The following is a 17,123-nucleotide window of genomic DNA, read 5'->3' as shown; positions in this document are numbered from 1 at the left end:
GTTTTATGTTGACTATCAAAATATCCTCAGATAAGTCATACTGTTAGGTCAGCAGATTCCAAAAATAGTAATTTTACGGAAACAAGAAGCATTTATACGTAATTTTACTATGAAATTTTACGAATTAGTTAGTTTTCTACAAATCATCGCCGCTTTCATCTATACTCCATCGTTATTGATACTTGCATCAGTTTTTGATGACTTACAATCTTCGGGGTAAAAAATCAATTTTCTAATGTTGATTTATTTTTTAACCCAATCTTATCAAACGATCAAAATCATAGCTCAATAAAAAAGCCCCGTTCAAAAAAAACGAGGCTTTCAATTATATTATATGTAACAAACTCTATTTACTCAAATGCATACTTCTCTCTTTGTACAAAGTTCTGAAGTAAGGATCACGAAGATCTTTGATGAAACGAATTGCTTCACCGGTACTCTTCATTTCCGGGCCTAACTCTTTATTTACACCAGGAAATTTATTGAAAGAGAATACCGGTTCTTTGATCGCAAAGCCTGTCATCTTTTTCTCAAAAACGAAGTCTTTTAATTTATTAACGCCCAACATTATTTTGGTAGCAATATTCAAATATGGTATTTGATATGCTTTTGCAATAAACGGTGTAGTACGGCTAGCACGTGGGTTTGCCTCAATCACATACACATTACCATCTTTAATAGCAAACTGAATATTGATCAATCCTCTGATATTTAATTTACGTGCAATTTTTTCTGCGTATTCTTCCATTGTATGAACGATCAATGGAGATAAATTGAATTGTGGCAACACGGCATTACTATCACCACTATGGATACCTGCCGGTTCAATATGTTCCATCACGCCCATGATATGGAATTCATCACCATCAAAAATTGCATCGATCTCAGCCTCCTGACAACGATCTAAGAAATGATCAATTAAAATCTTATTGCCCGGCAAATGTTTGATCAAACTTAAAATCCCTTTTTCCAACTCTTCGTCGTTCAACACGATACGCATTCTTTGTCCGCCAATAACATAACTAGGGCGTATCAATACAGGATAACCGACTTCTTTTGCCACTTCAATCGCATCATCAGTATTGTATGCTGTACCATATTTCGGATAAGGGATACCTAGTTCTTTTAATGTATCACTAAATCTGCCTCTGTCTTCAGCAATATCCATACTATCGAAAGAAGTACCGACAATTCTTATTCCTTTTTGATGTAATTTCTTTGCAAGTTTCAATGCTGTTTGTCCTCCCAACTGAACAATCACACCATCCGGTTGTTCATGTTCAATGATCTCCCACAAATGCTCCCAGAACACTGGCTCGAAATATAATTTATCAGCTATATCAAAATCTGTACTTACTGTTTCTGGATTACAATTTACCATGATCGCTTCATAACCTGCTTCTTTTACAGCAAGCAACCCATGTACACAACAATAATCAAACTCAATACCCTGACCGATCCTGTTCGGACCACTACCGAGTACAATTATTTTTTTCTTATCAGATCTTTTACTTTCGTTGCTGATCAGTTTGCTATCGTTAGCCGATTTGTTTTCAAATGTTGAATAGAAATATGGCGTCTTTGCCTCAAACTCTGCAGCACAGGTATCTACCATTTTGAACACCCTGGTCAATCCCATTTTCTTTCTGCGTTCGTAAATATCTTCAGCGTTTTCTTCTTTCATGATACGAACAATCTGCTCATCACTAAAGCCCAAGAATTTCGCTTCTTTCAACAACTCATCCGGCAAAGTCTTCAGATCATACTTAAGGATCTCTTTTTCGCAGTTACATATTTTTTGTATCTGGTAGATGAACCACCTGTCGATGCCGGTGCTTTCGCAAATACGTTTTACACTGGCCCCAGCCATCAATGCATCCTTAATTCTGAAAACCCTATCCCACTTCGGTATCTTGATGTATTCAATTAAGTCATCTGCTTTCATTAAGCTTTGTCCGTAGTAACCCAACCCTACCGCTTCATTCTCCAAACTCTGACAGGCTTTTTGTATCGCTTCAGCAAAGCTTCTGCCAATACCCATTACTTCCCCCACAGATTTCATCTGGAAACCTAAAGTATCATCAGCTCCTTTAAATTTATCGAAGTTCCAACGAGGTACTTTTACAATTACATAATCCAACGCCGGTTCAAAATAAGCCGAAGTACTTTGTGTGATCTGATTTTTTAATTCATCTAAATTATATCCAACCGCCAGTTTTGCAGCAATTTTAGCGATAGGATAACCCGTAGCCTTAGACGCTAATGCAGATGAACGACTTACACGTGGATTAATTTCTACAACAATAATCTCTTCTGTTTGCGGATTCATTGCAAACTGCACATTACAACCTCCGGCAAAATTGCCCAGGTTACGCATCATACTGATTGCTGTGTTACGCATCAATTGAAATGCCGTATCACTCAAGGTCATTGCAGGTGCTACAGTGATAGAGTCTCCTGTATGCACCCCCATCGGATCAAAATTCTCTACCGTACAAATGATCGCAACATTATCCGCATTATCTCTTAATAATTCTAATTCGTATTCTTTCCAACCCAACACTGCTTTTTCTACTAACACCTCATGTATCGGACTTGCAGTCAACGCTCTGTTCAGCGCTTCGTCCAACTCTTCTTTTTTAAATACTACACCACCGCCACTACCCCCAAGGGTAAACGAAGGACGCAGTACTAATGGGAAACCGATATCCTGTGCAAATTCTTTTCCTTCTAAAAATGAGTTGGCAATATGTGCCGGACAAACTGGTATACCCATCTCGATCATCCACTGACGGAATTTTTCTCTATCCTCCGCTTTATCGATCGCTTTAATATCAACACCGATCAAACGGACATTATGTTTTTCCCAAATACCCAGTTCATCTACTTCTTTACAAAGATTCAATGCTGTTTGTCCACCCATTGTAGGCAACACTGCATCAATATCATTTTCCTCTAAAATTTGTTCAATGCTTTCTACCTCTAATGGCAATAGATAAACTCTATCTGCCATCATCGGATCGGTCATGATGGTAGCCGGATTACTATTGATAAGGATCACTTTTATCCCTTCTTCTCTAAGGCTACGAGCAGCTTGCGTACCGCTATAATCAAATTCGCAGGCTTGTCCGATAACAATAGGTCCGGAGCCGATAATAAGTACTGATTTTATTGAATTGTCTTTTGGCATGATGTCTAAAACGGGGTTGTTATTCGGGGTGCAAAATTAAGGCTTCAAGACCATAAATATTTTTGTTTTTTAATTTTATTGAACAAGCTGTGGTACTACTATTCAACATCGTTGTGTCACTCTCTTGTACGGCATCGTTCTATTCAACTTTTTTCCACATAATGGGGCATTTGTTACACTTTTAGCAGGAAAACAATTGAATACTGAAGAATTTACAAAAGCCCGAAAAACAACTTCTTATCAACATTTAAAAAAAATATCAATCTCAAATGATTATCTCATAGTCTGATAAGTACGCGGCATACCTATGTTTACATTTTTTTAACGTTTACTACTTTAACTGGCACGTTATTTTCAAGTCATAGTACTAGAAAAGGCCTTTAGGTTATTCCTTCAATCAAAAACTAAACATTATGAAAAAGTTTGCAATGATATTAACAATGGCAGTAGTAATGGTTTCTTGTAAAAACAACAAACCCGCTAACACTGATGACACAAAAGTATTAGGCGTTACTGCTGAAGACTCTGCTGCATTTAAACAATGGAAAGCAGAAAGAGATGCAAAAACTGTAACAACCACAACAACAACAGTTGTAAAAGAACAAACCACAGCCGCTCCGGTGGCTACCCAAACTACCGCAGCAACGAATACAACCCCTGCAACAACTACAACCACTAAGAAAAAAGGTTGGAGTAAAGCAGCAAAAGGTACAGCAATCGGTGCTGGTACTGGTGCCGTAGTAGGTGCAATCGTTAACAAACGAAACCGTGCAGTAGGTGCTGTAGTAGGAGGCATTATTGGTGGCGGTGTCGGTTACGGTGTAGGTCGTTCGCAAGATAAAAGAGATGGCAGATACTAGATAACATAGAGAGCAAAAGCGGAGTGGTTTCACTCCGCTTTTTTAGAATCACCCATAACCCAATGAAATTGTTGCTATGAATTATACCGATATCATTTCCCTGACGATCATCATCATGGGAATTTTTTTAGGTTACAAAAAAGGATTTATCTCCTGTTTGATTGATATGGTCAGTCTGACAGCAGCAATTTTTTTTGGAGTATTGCTCAAACAAAGCCTGCTCGGTTATGTAAACAATTTATTCCCCTCTAATATTGAGTACAACCCATTCATCGCTTTTTTAATCCCTGCACTTTTTTTTCTTGTATTGTATGCTTTCCTACTCTCCTTTTTAAAAAAGGCAATTCCTGTACAGGTACATAAAAATTATTTCAATAAGTTCGGCGGTATCTTGCCGGGTATACTTTTTGGAATAGTATTGACCGGCATTTCTTTACATGCTTCAACCAATCTTTCTCTCAATGAAGCAATTAATAAGGATATAGAAACGAGCTATGCTTCTGATGTTTTGGTAAACATCACCAACAGGCATACTGACGCTCCAATACAAAAAGTAACCAGTTACGAAAACATTGCTGCTACCGGCAACGGAAAGATCCACACAGAAACACTTCTTCCATTCAAATCAAATAAATTTCAAGAAAGACCTGATCTTGAAGCATTGATGTTAGACATTATTAATAAAGAACGGCATCTTCAACACTTACGGCTTTTAACCTATGATAAAGACTTGAGAAGGGTTGCGCTGGACCATTCTGCTGATATGCTTGAAAGGGGATACTTTTCTCATAATACACCCGAAGGCATCGACCCATTCATGCGAATGAAAAAAGCCAAAATAGTATACACCGTTGCCGGAGAAAACCTGGCGCTGTCAAACGACCTGTATAAAGCATATACACAACTCATGTTGTCTCCTGACCACAGGGCTAATATTTTAAATGCTTCCTATGGGAGATTAGGTATAGGGATACTAGATGCCGGAGAGTATGGGTTAATGATATCACAAGAATTCAGAAATTAACCAATAAATATTTTTTTGCTCTACCTTTAGCAAATCCGATTTTTGCAACACTAAACCCATTTGAGTTGAATCTATCAATTACCTCTTTTTTGCAAAAATTATTTTGCATACTCATTTTGCTATTGTTATACGTATGTGCATCAGCACAAATTTTCCCCGACAAAGATTACCCAAAAGGATATTTTATATGGCCCGTAGCGGCGACAAAAGCTTTGGCTGCAAATTTTGGAGAACTACGGCCCAATCACTATCATATGGGATTGGATTGCAAAACAGATCAAAAAGAAAACATTCCGGTGTTGGCTGCCGCAAATGGATATATTGCTAAAATCAAAATTGAACCTTCGGGATTCGGACAGGCTATTTATCTGAATCATCCAAACGGGCTTACAACATTGTATGCACATTTAAACAGTTTTTATCCTGCTTTACAACGTTATATAAAAGAACAACAATACAAATTAAAAAGCTGGGAAATTTTTATAGACATTCCTCCACATATGTTTGAAGTTGAACAAGGGCAACAAATAGCATTAAGTGGCAATACCGGTGGCAGCCAGGGCCCACACCTGCATTTTGAAATACGAGACACCAAAACAGACAAAGTACTCAACCCGTTGTTATTTGATTTCCCAATTGCAGATAATATTCCTCCGGACATCCTTCGTTTAGCCGTTTACGATAGAAGTATCAGTACCTATGAACAAACTCCGAAGATATATCCACTTAAAAAAGTAAATGGCATATATATGCCATCCATGTCAACACTTATTTTAAATACGGATAAAGTAAGTTTCGCTATCACGGCCTATGACAGATATACCGGCTCTACCAATCAAAATGGTATATACGAAGCCGTATTGTATGATAATAATGAAGCTGTTATCGGCTTTCAAATGGACAGCATCAGTTATGACGAGACAAGGTATTTAAATGCTCATGTAGATTACAAATTACGCAGTAGTGGCGGGCCCTTTGTACAACATTTATCAAGATTACCCGGCTATACTTATGGCATATATAAAGATGTAACAGGCGACGGTGTGATCAATATTGGTGACGAAAACACTCATCAAATTAAAATTGTGGTAAAGGACCCTAATGGCAATACTTCACAAGTAAAATTTGATGTTAGAAGTAGTTTACAGTACGAATCAAAAACCTCTTCAGCAATATATGACCCGAAAGAATTTCATCCCGGGTTTATCAATATTTTTGAAAATGACAAGATCGGTTTTTACATGCCGGAAAATGCTTTATATGATTCAATCAGATTTAAATACAAAGAAACACCACAGGCTGATGGCAGTGATATCTTTTTACTCCATAATGGAAATATACCTGTACAATGCAAGTTCCCAATAAGAATAAAGAATACAACAACAAGTTCTCCTGATAAATTAGTTATGCACCGTTGGTGGGGCGCTAAAGATGATTATGCCAAAGCCGAATCGGTAAAATTCCCTGATAAGGGTGACTGGTATCAAGCCAGTTTCAGGGCATTTGGTAATGTTCAATTGATAGAAGACCACACTCCTCCTGCTATTACTCCCCTTGGATTCAGAGATGGTATGGATATGAGTAAACTTTATACTATCCGATTTGTTATTATTGATAATACAGAAGAATTAGAAAATTTTCATGCAGAGATCGACGGACAATGGGTATGTTTCAGCAATGATAAAGGCAAAACCTTTATTTATAAATTTGATGAACATTGCGGACCAGGTGAACATGAATTAAAGATCAGCGTGGAAGATTGTGTGGGGAACAGGTCAGAAAGGGTGTATCACTTTACGAGATAGAACAGCCTCCCACATAAAGGGTGAACTGAAAAGTATCAGAACAGAAACATTATTTATCAATCATAAAAGAAAATTTCTTTCCTGTGAGTAATTTCTAAGGAAAGCCCCTTTAGGGGTTTAGGGTATTATGACACACTTAACCGAAGGCCAAAAAGCACCAGCATTCAAAGAAAAAGACCAGAATGGAAAAGCGGTTTCTTTAGCCGATTACAAGGGTAAAAAGATCGTTCTGTATTTTTATCCGGAAGACAACACACCTACCTGTACCATTCAGGCATGCAACCTTAGAGACAATTTCGGGCTTTTAAAAGCCAAAGGATTTGTTGTGCTGGGAGTTAGCCCGGATGAAGTAAAAAAGCACAAAAAATTTGAAGAAAAATTTGAACTGCCATTTACTTTAATTGCCGACCCGGAGCATAATATCATTGATAAATACGGCGTATGGGGAGAAAAACAAATGTATGGAAGAACTTACATGGGCCTCCATCGCACCACATTTTTAATAGATGAAAAGGGTGTTATCCGTAAAATATTTTTGAAGCCAAAAAGTAAGGAACACACTCAAGAAATCTTAAATGCCTGGGCAGAAATTGACAACTGATCATTTTACCATAAAAGAAAGATCCTGGGTAGCAAAAATTGCCGCAAGAAAATTGAAAGTACCATCTGTTGCGATCGTGTTGGGAAAAACAATCCATCTACACAATATTTCTTCGAAGGATTTTTTAAAAGATACCAAACTGCTGAAACATGAGTTGTGCCATGTTCGGCAGTTTCAACAACATGGCTATATCCGTTTTATTGTAAAATATTTATGGGAAAGCCTGCGAAAAGGATATTATAACAATAAATATGAGATAGAAGCCCGGGCCGCCGAAGAATTATAACACCCACTCTACTTCGCCAAAATCAAATTGGTTGTTCATCACATCAGTAGTTAGTAATTGCCCAAAGGCAGAAACCCCTTTGATCTGCGTTTCAAAAACCATGTTTTCTCTTTTAAGTTTAACTTTTTCGTTTAAACGAAACAAGTGACTATTATATTCATTAAGTATTTGATCATAATTCTCTACAGAATAGGCATTTATCCGCCCCAATACAAATTGGTGCAGCTCCCTGGCCAATTCAATGATTTCAAACTCTTTTCCGGTAATCTGTTTAAGTGAAACCGGATTTTGCAGGGAACTATCAAACACAGATTGGTTGATATTGATCCCTATCCCAACAATTGACCATTTCCAAGCATTCCCACGCAACACATTTTCTATCAGCACTCCCCCTGCCTTTCTGTCACGCCAGTAAATATCATTTGGCCATTTTATCGTCGTTTCATCACCGGCATACCGACTAAAAAAGTCCCGTCCGGCCAATGCAACCAAAGCCGACAAATGAAATTGATGCAGCAATTTTACCTGTTGCGGCTCAATAACTATACTGAGCGCTATATTCAGATCTTTTCCTGATTGCCATTGCCTACCCCTCTGGCCCTTACCGGCAGTCTGTTCTACAGCAAAATAGCTATCCCCGTTTTTCGCCATTCCTGCATGAGCTTTTGCCATGGCATAGTTGTTGGTACTATCTACACTATCTAAAATTGTGAAAGAACCGGTTATAAACGACATAATTCAGCGATTGGTAAAGAAGTAGTACTTTTGATAATTGCAAGCTACTTAAAAAAACAAAAAAGTAATTATTGCGTTTAACAGGTATCAATATGGTCATTTCCATATAAACAATAAAATTAAAAACAGCGTAGGATTTGAAGAAAACGACACTAAAAACAGCCGATACAAAAAAAAGTAGTATTACCAGGCTAACGAGAAATAGCAAAATTGTAAAAGCAATTATCAACGCTATTCAGGAGAAAAAAGGCGAAAATATTATCAGCCTTGATTTGCGTAAAATACCAGAAGCGGTTGCCGATTTTTTTATCATTTGTGAAGCAACCAACAGCACTCAGTTAAGAGCTATTGCTGATTTTATTGAAACGGATGTAAAAGAAAAAATACAAGAAATTCCGTTCAAGCATGAAGGTAAAGTGGCACAACAGTGGATATTGATCGATTATGTCAATGTTGTAGTACACGTAATGATGCCTGATATCCGAAAATTTTATCAATTGGAAGAAATGTGGAGTGATGCTCCAATGATGGAACATAAAGGCTAACATAAGATAATATCAATCCAACAATCAATAAAAAGCAACCAGCGTTCAGCACACAGTAAATAATTATGGCACAACAAAATAACCAGCAGGACCCAAACAAAAAATTCGGCCCCGGCAATACTCCTCCCTTCGGCGGTGGAGATGATCAACAAAAAAATAAACCTCGTTTCAATATCTATTGGATCTATGCCATTGCCTTTGCAGGTATCATGGCTTATAGTTTTTTTAGAAGTGCAAATAATGCTGGCATCGAAACTGATCAGTTAAAATTTACAGAATTTGTAAAACAAGGTGATATTGATAATATCAAAACGATCCGTAATAAAAAGATAGTACGTGTCTTTTTAAATAAAGATAGTCTTGCTAAAAAAGCAGATTATTATAAAGCGAAACTGGGTAATGATTTTGCCTTGGTTACTAAGTTAAATCAGCCGCAATTGTATTTCAGCATTGTGGATGACAAAACATTCTCTGATGATATGCGGAATTTTTACGACAAAAACCCGCTGGTTAAACAAGTTGGAGACAGACCCGATGATGAAGGCGAATTGTTTGGACAGATCATCAGTACTTTATTACCTATATTATTAATAGGATTATTGTTTGTGATGATGATGCGTAAGGTAGGTGGACCAGGCGGCTCTGGTGGCGGACCAGGCGGCATTTTCAACATCGGAAAATCCAAAGCTACTTTGTTCGACAAAGCATCAAGAGTAAACATCAACTTTGGTGATGTAGCTGGTTTGGATGAAGCAAAAGTAGAGGTAATGGAAATCGTTGACTTCTTAAAAAACCCTAAAAAATATACAGCCCTAGGCGGTAAAATTCCAAAAGGTGCATTGTTGATCGGCCCTCCGGGCACAGGTAAAACATTATTAGCTAAAGCAGTGGCAGGTGAAGCTCAAGTACCTTTCTTCAGTTTAAGTGGTAGTGATTTTGTTGAAATGTTTGTGGGTGTGGGAGCAAGCCGTGTGAGAGATCTGTTTAAACAAGCAAGAGAAAAAGCTCCTTGTATCATTTTTATTGATGAGATAGATGCGATCGGTAGAGCAAGAGGTAAGAATGTAATGATGAGTAATGATGAAAGAGAAAATACATTGAACCAGTTATTAGTGGAGATGGATGGTTTCGGTACTGACTTAGGTATCATCATCCTTGCGGCTACTAACAGACCTGATGTATTGGATAGCGCATTACTTCGTCCGGGAAGATTTGACAGACAAATTTCTATCGATCGTCCGGATCTGGTAGGTAGAGAAGCAATTTTTAAAGTGCATCTTGGGCCGATAAAAATATCTACTACATTGGATATTCATAAACTGGCAGAACAAACACCTGGATTTGCCGGTGCAGATATTGCTAACGTTTGTAATGAAGCGGCTTTGATTGCTGCCCGTAAAAATAAAGAGGCGGTTGACATGCAGGATTTCCAGGATGCTATTGATAGAGTTATCGGTGGATTGGAAAAGAAGAACAAGATCATCTCTCCGGAAGAAAAAGAGATCATTGCGTATCACGAAGCCGGCCATGCCATTTGCGGATGGTATTTAGAGCATGCGTACCCGCTATTAAAAGTAACGGTTGTGCCAAGAGGAAGTGCGGCACTGGGTTATGCTCAATACACTCCTAAAGAACAATACTTATATAACACTGATCAGTTGATGGACCAGATCTGTATGACATTAGGGGGTAGAGCTGCCGAAGATATTTTCTTTGGAAAGATCAGCACCGGCGCAAGCAATGATTTACAACAGATCACAAAAATTGCCAACAGTATGATCACTGTATATGGCATGAACGAAAAAGTAGGCAATATCAGTTACTACGATCCGAACCAGGAAAATGGTTTCACCAAGCCATTTAGTGAAGAAACCGGCAAGATGATCGATGAAGAGATTCGTAAACTGATAGAGACGGCTTATATTAGAACAAAAAAATTATTGACTGAAAAGAAAGGTGATGTTGAATTGTTAGCGAAAGAATTATTGAGAAAAGAAGTGCTGTTTAAAAGTGATGTTGAATCTTTGATAGGCAAAAGGCCATTTGAAGAAAAAACAACCTTAGGTGTTCCTTCTGATGAAGAGGCAAAAGGAGCTATCTCGGAAACACCCCCAACAGATCTTCCTGAAAACGAAGTTCATCCTCCACAAATTTAATTGGCAACATGCAAGTTTCGGCGGCAAAAGAAAACATATTAAAAAAGATAAGGCAGGCACTGAGTAACCCGGTGCCTTTGCCTTTTCCCCAAAGCGAAGGCAATGCCTCAGTTTTCACTGCTCCTACAGATGAGTTAGAAGTTGTATTTGCACAGGAGTTTACTAAACTCCAAGGCAAGTTTGTTTTTTGTTTAGATGAAAAAGATCTTGCGGAGCAATTACAACATTTAGTCACTAAAAAAGAATGGACAAAAATTTATTGTAAAGAAGACAGATGGAGTGAACAATACAGCAATACCATCAATTTAGAAACCTGTCATGCATCCATTACCGGTTGTGAATATTTAGTAGCCCGGACAGGTACTATAGTAATGAGCGCTGCTGAACAGAGCGGTCGTACCACCAGCGTATATGCACCAATACATATTTGCATCGCCTATACCAATCAATTGGTGTTTGATATTAAAGATGCCCTACAAGCCATTAAAGAAAAATACAACGGAAATATTCCATCATTGATCACATTTGCCAGTGGACCAAGCCGTACTGCTGATATTGAAAAGACCTTGGTAACGGGTGTGCATGGCCCAAAAGAGGTTTATCTGTTTCTAGTAGATAGCCCAACCAAGTCTTAATTCTTCTTCTTACTTTTACGTAAGTAAATTACTTACTTCTTGAATACAGCTACCACTAATAAAAAAATATACTTCCTCTCCGATTTTCATCTCGGTGCTCCTGATGCAACCAAAAGCCTGCAACGGGAAAAACGTGTGGTGCAATTTCTGGATGACATCAAACACGATGCAGCACAAATATTCATCGTTGGTGATATGTTTGATTTTTGGTTTGAATATAAAAGAGTAGTGCCTAAAGGTTATGTAAGATTATTAGGCAAACTGGCTGAGCTAACTGACACTGGCATCACTATTCACTTTTTTGTAGGTAATCATGATATGTGGATGAGAGATTATTTTCAAACAGAATTAAATATCCCCGTTTATTTTGAACCAAAAACATTTGTACTGAATGGTAAAAAAATACTGATTGGTCATGGAGATGGATTGGGACCCGGAGATCATAAATACAAATTTTTAAAAAAGATATTTAGAAACCCATTGTGCCAATGGTTATTTGGAATTATTCCCCCGCAAATTGGCATAGGCCTTGCAGATTATTTCTCAACAAAAAGCAGGCAAGCAGCAGGCAATCATCAGTTAGAAACTTTCTTAGGTGAAGAAAATGAATGGCTGCTCATATACAGTAAAGAAATGTTGCAAAAAGAACATTTCGATTATTTCATTTTTGGCCACCGCCATCTGCCTATCGATTTTGTATTGAATGAAAAAAGCCGATACATCAATCTGGGAGAATGGATCAATTACGAAAGTTACGCTGTGCTTGATGAAGATAACATTGAGCTGAAGTATTATACCTCAACCCCCTAAAGGGTTTTAAAGACTGTAAAAATGAAGTTTACTTTTTTACCCATATTTCTTTCTTTTTGTTTTTGCGCCTTCGTGACTCAAAAAATAACTGCACAAAAGGATTCTTCATTCACACTTAGTAAAACTATTGCCGGAAACTTTTCTTATTTCACAGCCGATAATCTTGATAATATTTATTTAGTAAACACAGCTAATCAATTAAAAAAGATAAACAGCAACGGCGATAGTGCCGGCGTATTCAACGATGTAAGAAAATACGGAAAGCTCACATCTATTGATGCCACTAACCCGTTGAAATTATTGTTGTATTATCAAAATTTCTCTACTATTGTTGTATTAGATAGATTTTTGAACATTCGCAACACTATCAATCTCCGCAAACAAAATATATTTAAAGTAAAAACCATCACAACATCTTACGATAACAATATCTGGTTGTTTGATGAAGGGGATGCTAAACTAAAAAAGATCGATGATAATGGCGAAGTACTAAGTGAAACAGTTGACCTGAGGCAAATATTCGACACACTTCCTTCTCCCTCGAAGGTCATAGACAGAGATGGCTTTGTTTATTTATATGATGAGAACAAAGGTTTTTACATTTTTGATTATTACGGGGCCCTAAAAAACAAGATACCGTTTTTGCACTGGAAGAATGTTGAAGTGATTGGCAAAGACATCTACGGTTTCGGAGACAGCTGCCTCTATCAATACCCCTTATCTTCCTTAAACCTAAAAGAATATATTCTTCCAAAATCTTTTTCTACTGCAACCGAAATTGAGATAGAAAATAATAAAGTGTATTTGCTGAAGGAAGATGGGTTGCAGGTGTATAAAGTGCAATAAATTGATTAAACACGAATTTGACTGATCGGATTGATTTACACTAATTAGCTCATGTGATTATAAGTTTAATAGACGTTATCAGTGTTTTATTCAAAATAAGTATTTTTACCTCATGGACTTTCTTGATGAAATATATTTTGACAATACCGTTCGCAGCTACCTCATCGTTGCTGCAACCATACTGATCGTATTAATTCTAAAGAGGTATTTATCCAGATACATTGCCGCACTTTGTTACAGGCCTGTACATCGGGTTTGGAAAACAATCGATAAAAAAGCGTTTATTGACCTGGTAGTTGAGCCGCTTGAATGGTTCCTTGTAATTTTTATTTCCATTTTCGCTATTGATAAATTGCATTTCCCTACAGCATTTGACCATGATATTTACGGACATACTACCCGTGATATCGCTTCCAGATTAGGGATCGGTATTATCATTATTTCCTTTACAGGATTGGTGCTTCGATTGGTCGATTTCATTGCCATGGTGATGGAGCATAAAGCAAATCTCACTGTTGATACAAGAGACAACCAGCTGATCGTTTTCTTCCGAGATTTTTTAAAAGTGATTATCGGTATAGTAGGTGTGTTATTAATCGTAAAAGCTTGTTTTCATCAGCCTATCGGGCAGCTATTGACCGGACTAAGTATTGTCGGTGCTGCACTGGCGTTGGCCGCTAAAGAGAGCCTGGAAAACCTAATAGCTTCATTCATCATCTTTTTTGACAAACCTTTTTTTACAGATGATACCGTAAAAGTGAACAATGTAATTGGTAAAATAGAAAAAATAGGATTACGAAGTACCCGTATACGTACCCCCGACAAAACTTTAGTGACTGTTCCCAACAAACAAATGGTTGACACTATGGTTGATAACTGGAGCATGAGAACCAGCAGAAGAGCAGAGATCAAATTAGAGTTTGATGCTAAGATGTCTTCCGAAAATATCGAAACTACTCTTAAAAGCTTACAAAAAATATTGGCAGATAAAAATCAGGAGATTATTTCTTTCAGTGTTTTTTTAAAAGAGATTAGTAAGAACGGATTATTGGTGGTAGTAGAATATTTTACGGAACCTTATACATTAAAAGAATTCGACACTTTAAAACAGGTAGTAAATTTGGAGATAAAAAAAATGATGGAGACCAATAACATCGACTTTGCCAGCGAGGTAAGCACCATCGTTATTAATAATGAAGCAAAAGAAAATTAGATCGAAAAAGTTTCATTTTCACAATGCTCACTAACTAGTCACAAAGTTTCACAGAGAGTTTCCAATTATTTCGAAGGCTGTCATATTAATACACTCTCTCGGTGAAACTTTGGCACACTTTGAGTATCTGTGAGAAAAAATTAATTTGAAGTTATTATCTCTGCCAACTCTTTCTCCCATTTGCCTGTTTTACCGTACTCCACAACTCTTCCTATCTCCTTCCCATTTTTCATCACAATAATTGTGGGCACATTAATTATTGCAAAAGCCGATGCAATATTACCTATTGCCTGCTTTTGCCTGTCTACTCCAAAAAAACTGATCATGCTGTCGGGTAACCCTGCCATCTCCTGCATCTTAAAAAATCTTGGTAAAATAAATTGAGAATCATCGCACCAGGTGCCACCAAATAACACAAACTGTATACTATCCTTTGCTTTTAAAAAAATATTCAACACAGCAGAATCCGGGGTATATCCTTTCTGATTAAATGTGTACCACTTATTAAATTCCTCATTGTTTTGCAACAGGTATTTATTGATCACGCCTTTGTAAATCGTTACCTCCGGATGTTTAGGATCTTTACTAGTTTCATATGGCACCTGAGCAAAAACCGCACAAGAAATAAGAACCAATAAAATTGTAAGAGTAAACTTCATTCAAAAAATTCGTTGATGAGAATAATTCGTGTAATGAGAAAATCAGAGATTCGCTTTAAATTCCAATAAAAAGCCTTTTATTTTTTTCAACGATTCTATCGCAAGGTATTTTTCTTCTGCCTTCTTATTATTCTTTATAAAATCTTTAGCGCCTTGCATGGTGTATTTCTTTTCCCTCATCAGATGGTAGATCAACTGAATATTCTTAATATCCTCCGGTCTAAACAACCTATCCCCTTTCCCATTCTTTTTGGGCTTTAATATATCAAACTCATTTTCCCAAAGCCGTATCAATGATTGATTCACTTTAAACATCTCTGCCACCTTCCCAATAGAATAATACATTTTCTGAAACAATATCTCATCTTCCGGAACATCAACCAGATCGATCCCTGCATTCATTTCTTCAATACTCTTTCTGCCTCTGGTCGATTTTATTTTTACTTCCGAAACGGCTGTTACCGCCTCCGGAACTATAACAGGTTTTTGCTTTTTCACAACAGCTTTCTTCTCCGGCAATTTTTGTTCCGGCAGATCCCCAAAGTCAAAAGCAAATTGTGTTTGTAAAGCCATAATTAAAGTTAATCAAAACTTTTTGCACTTCCCGTTGCAGCTAATTTCAATAATCGGTCGTACTGTTCTGCATTCAAATCATTATAGAAAAAGTAAACCGGATCTACCGGTGTGCCATTAATATGCACTTCATAGTGACAATGCGGCCCTGTACTTGCACCCGTGCTGCCCACCCAACCTATCACTTCGCCACGTTTCACCGTTTGGCCAGCTCTGGCTTTAATACGAACCATGTGCATATACACCGTTTCATACCCATACCCATGATTGATAACAACATGATTTCCTGTACCATTGCCCTCCCCGGAAGTAGTTACTCTTCCATCACCCGTGGCATATATCGGTGTGCCCTGAGGGGCAGTAAAGTCAAGCCCATTATGCATTTTAGGTATCCCGTAAATAGGATGTATCCTGAAACCAAAGCCACTGGCTATTCTTGTAAGATCTTTGTTACTGATGGGTTGTATCGCCGGAATGCTAGACAATTTTTCCCCTTGATTCTTTATCAGTTTTACGATCGCATCGTAACTGGTACGCTGATACGCAATACGGGCACCTATATTATTCAGTTTATTGGCAATATCAATACTCAACTCATCATCATTCATCACATTCACCTTATCCAGTTCCTTTTTCTTTTCTATCAATTTGGCCCTAGCGCTATCAGGTACAGGGTTAGCTTCAAAAATACTACGGTATACCTCATTATCCCTTTTTTCCAATTCTGCAATTTGTCGCTCCAGGGTTTGGGTCTTTTCTTTTAATGAAGCATAATTATCCTTCATGGCATCATACCGGTATTGTAATACTTTATCGGTAGGCTTGGGTATAAATCTTGTATACAACCATATCACCAATGCAGAACTAACCAGCAATGCCGACAAAAAACCGAATATACGCAACAGTTTTACCCTTAGAGGGGTTACCAGTTTTTCGTAACGCAGTGTATTGGTGTTATAGAAGTATTTAATTTTCTTCATGCCCTATCTCCGCCAAGGCGGAGGAATATTATTTTTGGTTCAAGCAATTGCACTTATCTCAGCTTCATTGGTAAAGTTTATCCTGAGGAACAAAGGACACTCTTGTACAGTATACCTTTATTCAGCCATTAAAATAAACGCCTGTTTTCGTTACCTTTGCATCCACTTTACAAAAGTGTACAAATATAGACTGTTAAATTGCAAA

At 37.5% G+C, this 17,123-nt stretch carries 16 protein-coding genes; 11 read left to right on the top strand and 5 right to left on the bottom strand.

What is annotated here, in order from left to right:
- Positions 1 to 346: 346 nt before the first annotated feature.
- Positions 347 to 3,190, bottom strand: a complete 2,844-nt coding sequence (gene carB / locus LK994_RS05765) for a carbamoyl-phosphate synthase large subunit (protein WP_229761943.1) — start codon at positions 3,188 to 3,190, stop codon at positions 347 to 349.
- A 413-nt stretch (positions 3,191 to 3,603) separates the two neighbouring features.
- Between carB and LK994_RS05760 the strand changes: the two genes are divergently transcribed.
- The 5 genes from LK994_RS05760 (at position 3,604) to LK994_RS05740 (ending at position 7,766) form a co-directional block, all read left to right on the top strand.
- Positions 3,604 to 4,050 carry a glycine zipper family protein gene (locus LK994_RS05760; RefSeq protein ID WP_229761942.1) on the top strand — a complete coding sequence of 149 codons (447 nt, stop codon included), beginning with the start codon at positions 3,604 to 3,606 and terminating at the stop codon, positions 4,048 to 4,050.
- Between the two features lie 76 nt (positions 4,051 to 4,126).
- A complete protein-coding gene (locus LK994_RS05755) occupies positions 4,127 to 5,074 on the top strand; it encodes a CvpA family protein (RefSeq protein WP_229761941.1) in 948 nt (315 codons plus the stop codon).
- Positions 5,075 to 5,163: 89 nt separating this feature from the next.
- Positions 5,164 to 6,879 (top strand): M23 family metallopeptidase, encoded by a 1,716-nt coding sequence (locus LK994_RS05750; protein WP_229761940.1) that lies wholly within the window; start codon positions 5,164 to 5,166, stop codon positions 6,877 to 6,879.
- A 127-nt stretch (positions 6,880 to 7,006) separates the two neighbouring features.
- Positions 7,007 to 7,480: a thioredoxin-dependent thiol peroxidase gene (gene bcp / locus LK994_RS05745; protein WP_229761939.1), complete on the top strand. Its 474-nt coding sequence runs from the start codon at positions 7,007 to 7,009 to the stop codon at positions 7,478 to 7,480.
- Positions 7,470 to 7,766, top strand: coding sequence for a DUF4157 domain-containing protein (locus LK994_RS05740; protein WP_229761938.1), 297 nt, complete (start codon positions 7,470 to 7,472; stop codon positions 7,764 to 7,766). The genes bcp and LK994_RS05740 overlap by 11 nt, the downstream gene beginning before the upstream one ends.
- Here LK994_RS05740 and LK994_RS05735 read toward each other — a convergent pair.
- Positions 7,761 to 8,501: a biotin--[acetyl-CoA-carboxylase] ligase gene (locus LK994_RS05735; RefSeq protein ID WP_229761937.1), complete on the bottom strand. Its 741-nt coding sequence runs from the start codon at positions 8,499 to 8,501 to the stop codon at positions 7,761 to 7,763. The two genes, LK994_RS05740 and LK994_RS05735, sit on opposite strands and share 6 nt — an antisense overlap.
- A 137-nt stretch (positions 8,502 to 8,638) precedes the next feature.
- Between LK994_RS05735 and rsfS the strand changes: the two genes are divergently transcribed.
- The 6 genes from rsfS (at position 8,639) to LK994_RS05705 (ending at position 14,706) form a co-directional block, all read left to right on the top strand.
- Positions 8,639 to 9,046 (top strand): ribosome silencing factor, encoded by a 408-nt coding sequence (gene rsfS / locus LK994_RS05730; protein ID WP_229761936.1) that lies wholly within the window; start codon positions 8,639 to 8,641, stop codon positions 9,044 to 9,046.
- Between the two features lie 65 nt (positions 9,047 to 9,111).
- Complete coding sequence (ftsH, locus tag LK994_RS05725; RefSeq protein WP_229761935.1) at positions 9,112 to 11,202, top strand: ATP-dependent zinc metalloprotease FtsH; 2,091 nt, start codon at positions 9,112 to 9,114, stop codon at positions 11,200 to 11,202.
- Between the two features lie 8 nt (positions 11,203 to 11,210).
- A complete protein-coding gene (locus LK994_RS05720) occupies positions 11,211 to 11,837 on the top strand; it encodes a LutC/YkgG family protein (protein ID WP_229761934.1) in 627 nt (208 codons plus the stop codon).
- Positions 11,838 to 11,876: 39 nt separating this feature from the next.
- Positions 11,877 to 12,647, top strand: coding sequence for a UDP-2,3-diacylglucosamine diphosphatase (locus LK994_RS05715; protein ID WP_229761933.1), 771 nt, complete (start codon positions 11,877 to 11,879; stop codon positions 12,645 to 12,647).
- Positions 12,648 to 12,668: 21 nt separating this feature from the next.
- Complete coding sequence (locus tag LK994_RS05710; RefSeq protein ID WP_229761932.1) at positions 12,669 to 13,493, top strand: hypothetical protein; 825 nt, start codon at positions 12,669 to 12,671, stop codon at positions 13,491 to 13,493.
- 112 nt (positions 13,494 to 13,605) lie between these two features.
- Positions 13,606 to 14,706: a mechanosensitive ion channel family protein gene (locus LK994_RS05705; protein WP_229761931.1), complete on the top strand. Its 1,101-nt coding sequence runs from the start codon at positions 13,606 to 13,608 to the stop codon at positions 14,704 to 14,706.
- Positions 14,707 to 14,846: 140 nt separating this feature from the next.
- On the opposite strand, the gene LK994_RS05700 is transcribed toward LK994_RS05705, so the two are convergent.
- From LK994_RS05700 to LK994_RS05690, 3 genes are read right to left on the bottom strand one after another with little or no spacing between them, the layout of a single operon-like run.
- Positions 14,847 to 15,365, bottom strand: coding sequence for a thioredoxin family protein (locus LK994_RS05700; RefSeq protein ID WP_229761930.1), 519 nt, complete (start codon positions 15,363 to 15,365; stop codon positions 14,847 to 14,849).
- 42 nt (positions 15,366 to 15,407) lie between these two features.
- Positions 15,408 to 15,938, bottom strand: coding sequence for a MerR family transcriptional regulator (locus tag LK994_RS05695; RefSeq protein ID WP_229761929.1), 531 nt, complete (start codon positions 15,936 to 15,938; stop codon positions 15,408 to 15,410).
- Between the two features lie 8 nt (positions 15,939 to 15,946).
- Positions 15,947 to 16,918 carry a M23 family metallopeptidase gene (locus tag LK994_RS05690; RefSeq protein WP_229761928.1) on the bottom strand — a complete coding sequence of 324 codons (972 nt, stop codon included), beginning with the start codon at positions 16,916 to 16,918 and terminating at the stop codon, positions 15,947 to 15,949.
- Positions 16,919 to 17,123 lie beyond the last annotated feature (205 nt).

It is taken from the genome of Ferruginibacter lapsinanis, assembly GCF_020783315.1.
GTDB lineage: Bacteria > Bacteroidota > Bacteroidia > Chitinophagales > Chitinophagaceae > Ferruginibacter > Ferruginibacter lapsinanis.
Note: the sequence above shows the minus strand (reverse complement) of the source record. Positions and strands in the feature narration are given on the sequence as shown.

Bases quoted from the DNA above. Each gene is read 5' to 3' on its own strand.
- LK994_RS05695 (WP_229761929.1), bottom strand. From the start codon at position 15,938: ATGGCTTTACAAACACAATTTGCTTTTGACTTTGGGGATCTGCCGGAA.
- LK994_RS05735 (WP_229761937.1), bottom strand. From the start codon at position 8,501: ATGTCGTTTATAACCGGTTCTTTCACAATTTTAGATAGTGTAGATAGT.
- LK994_RS05705 (WP_229761931.1), top strand. From the start codon at position 13,606: ATGGACTTTCTTGATGAAATATATTTTGACAATACCGTTCGCAGCTAC.
- carB (WP_229761943.1), bottom strand. From the start codon at position 3,190: ATGCCAAAAGACAATTCAATAAAATCAGTACTTATTATCGGCTCCGGA.
- ftsH (WP_229761935.1), top strand. From the start codon at position 9,112: ATGGCACAACAAAATAACCAGCAGGACCCAAACAAAAAATTCGGCCCC.
- LK994_RS05710 (WP_229761932.1), top strand. From the start codon at position 12,669: ATGAAGTTTACTTTTTTACCCATATTTCTTTCTTTTTGTTTTTGCGCC.
- bcp (WP_229761939.1), top strand. From the start codon at position 7,007: ATGACACACTTAACCGAAGGCCAAAAAGCACCAGCATTCAAAGAAAAA.
- LK994_RS05690 (WP_229761928.1), bottom strand. From the start codon at position 16,918: ATGAAGAAAATTAAATACTTCTATAACACCAATACACTGCGTTACGAA.
- LK994_RS05700 (WP_229761930.1), bottom strand. From the start codon at position 15,365: ATGAAGTTTACTCTTACAATTTTATTGGTTCTTATTTCTTGTGCGGTT.
- LK994_RS05760 (WP_229761942.1), top strand. From the start codon at position 3,604: ATGAAAAAGTTTGCAATGATATTAACAATGGCAGTAGTAATGGTTTCT.
- LK994_RS05720 (WP_229761934.1), top strand. From the start codon at position 11,211: ATGCAAGTTTCGGCGGCAAAAGAAAACATATTAAAAAAGATAAGGCAG.
- LK994_RS05755 (WP_229761941.1), top strand. From the start codon at position 4,127: ATGAATTATACCGATATCATTTCCCTGACGATCATCATCATGGGAATT.